This is a genomic window from Okeania sp. SIO2B9, assembly GCF_010672505.1.
Taxonomy (GTDB): Bacteria; Cyanobacteriota; Cyanobacteriia; order Cyanobacteriales; family Microcoleaceae; genus Okeania; species Okeania hirsuta.
Genome location: NZ_JAAHGK010000950.1, coordinates 1 through 3,043, shown reverse-complemented (window position 1 = coordinate 3,043; position 3,043 = coordinate 1). Strand labels below are relative to the sequence as shown.

Genomic DNA, 3,043 nt, shown 5'->3' with positions numbered 1-3,043 from the left:
TCTTTTAGATATTAATATTGACCAACTATTTATATCTAAAAGTCGAGGTAATGTATTGGCTAAAGTTGATTTTCCGGCACCAATAGATCCGACTATAGCTATAGTTTCTCCTGGTTGAATCAGAAAATTAATGTTGTCTAAAGCTGGTGTTTTACTACCCGGATAAGTATATGTTAATCCTTGGCTTTTTACCCAACCTTTTACTACTTTTGGAAAATCTAGAGGTGATTCATGGTCTTTAATTTTTGGTTCAACTGTGAGAATAGCTTCTATACGGTCAATACTTACTTCCCCTCTTTGATAAGCAGTAATGGTAAAACCTAGTAATGCGGTGGGAAAAACTAAACGCTCAACATAAAGAATTAAAGCTACAAAATTACCAACTGTTAATTCACCATTTTCTAGGTAGATCGATCCATTCATTAGCAATATTAATAAGCTTGAACTGGCTAAACTAACTAGAATAGGAAAAAGAATATTACGAGTTTTAGCCAACTCTAAGTTGGCCTCTAAAAGTCGCTGATTATAATCGCTAAAACCTTGTCTTTCATTTTCCTCTTGAGCATAAATTTTGATTAGAGAAATACCATTCATATCCTCTTGAATCAAATCGCTCATATTAGAAAGTTCTTCCTGCACAGCTAATTGTTGACTCTGCAATTTATTACTAAATATTTTCACCAGTATTAGCATGATAGGATAAACAGAAACTGCTAATAGAGTTAACCGCACATTAATAGAAAGCATAACTGGCATAGTTAAACCATAAGCAAAAATTGTATTGCTAATACTTAATACTGCAAAACCTAATAGTCTACGGATATTATCAACATCACTTGTGGCGCGGTTGATTAAATCTCCTATTGTATTATTACTAAAGTAGGATGGTTCTAATTTTAAGAGTCGATTAAAAATCTTTTGTTTGAGGTCAAATTCTACCTGTCTCCCTACTCCAAATATGAGTATGCGCGATACTATTCTAATTACCCACATAATGGAGGCAAAAATTATAATTGCTACTACATAGTATAAAAATTCATCAATTTTGGTTGCTACTTTTAAATCATCTATTGCTTGACTAATTAATTTGGGAATATAAATTCCTAAACTATTGACTATTAGTAGAGAAAAAATTCCTAATGATGACTTTTTCCAGTGGGGACGTAAGTAGGAGGCTAATTTTTGAAGTCGTAATTGAGAAGATTGAGGCATAGTAGTGATTTTAGATTTTAGATAATGTTATGATTGTAGATATAGTAGAAGGAAGAAGGCGTTTAGTTATCTATCAGAGGAGGAAAAATCAGGCTATGCCTGAGTTTTAAGCTTTTGATCTGTCCTAACCTTTCCTTCCACTGGTATAGTTTAAAGATACAAAAAAAATTCAATTAAAAATCAATGAAAAAAATGTTAGTTCTTGTTAAAAATGAGCTGTATCAATTGAAGAAGAAAAAAGGTAGATGGGGATACTAAAAAGTTGCAGTTCCGCGTTTACAAACTCCAACCAATTGGAGACACCGAGGGTGAATTGTGAGGTATTAAATCTATAAAGGAAAAGATAAATATATGACTCCTAAATAATTTTGTCTGAAATTAAACTCAAAATATTACTAAAATTATCTTAAATCTTAACCATAATATTTGCCACAATAGGAATAACAGATATGGGCAAGCAATTTTCTCTTTCATTTGATGTAAAAGACGATAACACTATCGAAACTGAATCTATTAAAGTCAAACTCGAATCTCCCAAAAAGAAACCGCCAACAGCACCTCCCGGACAAGATTTTGTGAGAATATTATTATTTATATTTTTAGGTGTTTGGTTGATTGTTACTTTTTTAGTGCCAGGTGGTAAAAAAAGCATAAATCAGCAGCCATCTACTCCTGCTTCTCCTGCTTCTACTGCTTCTCCTTCTAATTCACAGAACAATCCAACAACTACATCCTCTAGTAATTATGACCCATTATAAATAATATCTTTTGAAGAAGATTAAGGTAAATTCGCTACTGATTATTTAGTGAATTTTTTTAAATAAATTATCATCAAAATCATTATTAAACATAATAAAAATGCCCCTCTGCTATTCAAAATTTTTGAGGGGCATAAATTTAGATTTTGTATAGCGCTTCACACAGTTCCTGCAATTTGTAAATATACCAACACGCACTGCTATAAATTTTGTTTGAGCAACAACAATGCGTAAGCATTCAGTGGTCAGCTATTAGTGCTTCAGCAATTAATTTTGGGGAAGGTAAAAGCAACCTTTGAAATTGAGGAAAGAATAAAAAGTTACTGCCATGGGTTCCCTTGTCAAACCTGAGAAGTAATTATTTATTACTAATTGCTGTTTGCGTAGCATCCCGCAGGGAAGCGCTGACTGCTAATAGCTGTTTGGGCAGCATTCCGCAGGAAATGCTTACAACAATATAATTAGATGAAAATACTTCCTCAAAAACCAGGAGCTAACCAACCGCGTAAGAAATAGTAAAATAAAGCTAAATATTCTTCCCAAACTTCTGTAGTTAGTAAAAGTGCTTGGGCATTGGGTAGAAAATCTGCTAGTACAAAACGATAGGAAGAATCTTCATAAGGATTTACAGTATTAAAATCTGTTGGAGCTGGAATAACCCTCATCCCTATATCAGTAAAAGTTAAACTAGCACGACGAATATTAACAGCAGAAGTAACAAGAATAACTGTAGGGTCTAAACCTCTTCCATCCAAAATCTCCCTTGTTTCAATTGCACTTTCATAGACAGTCCTGCCATCTGGTTCTAAAATAATAGCCCGTCTTGGAACACCCAATTCAATTAAAATTTTCTTGATATCTACAGCTTCAACTGTACTATTATCATCTCCAATTCTCGGACCAGCACTTACTATAATATAGGGAGCTAAACCTTTCTTATATAGTTGAGATGCGTAAATAATTCGCTCTGCTGTTTTAGTAAGCTGAATTTGTATTCTGTCTGGTATTACAGGTTGAGTTGTTCCCTGACCTAATAATACAATTGCATCTGCTTGTTGTGACGAAAAAGCAGA

Annotated in this window: 3 protein-coding genes; 1 reads left to right on the top strand and 2 read right to left on the bottom strand. The window is 33.3% G+C overall.

Annotation, left to right across the window (positions count from 1 at the left end; translation table 11 throughout):
- Positions 1–1,212, bottom strand: a 1,212-nt coding sequence (locus F6K13_RS25870) for an ABC transporter ATP-binding protein (protein ID WP_287288833.1), incomplete at its 3' end; no start/stop codon positions are given.
- Positions 1,213–1,661: 449 nt separating this feature from the next.
- Between F6K13_RS25870 and F6K13_RS25865 the strand changes: the two genes are divergently transcribed.
- Positions 1,662–1,970 carry a hypothetical protein gene (locus F6K13_RS25865; protein ID WP_124146569.1) on the top strand — a complete coding sequence of 103 codons (309 nt, stop codon included), beginning with the start codon at positions 1,662–1,664 and terminating at the stop codon, positions 1,968–1,970.
- Positions 1,971–2,449: 479 nt separating this feature from the next.
- Here the strand turns inward: F6K13_RS25865 and F6K13_RS25860 are convergent.
- Positions 2,450–3,043 (bottom strand): YdcF family protein (locus F6K13_RS25860; protein WP_287288831.1); only part of this gene is annotated, 594 nt, incomplete at its 5' end.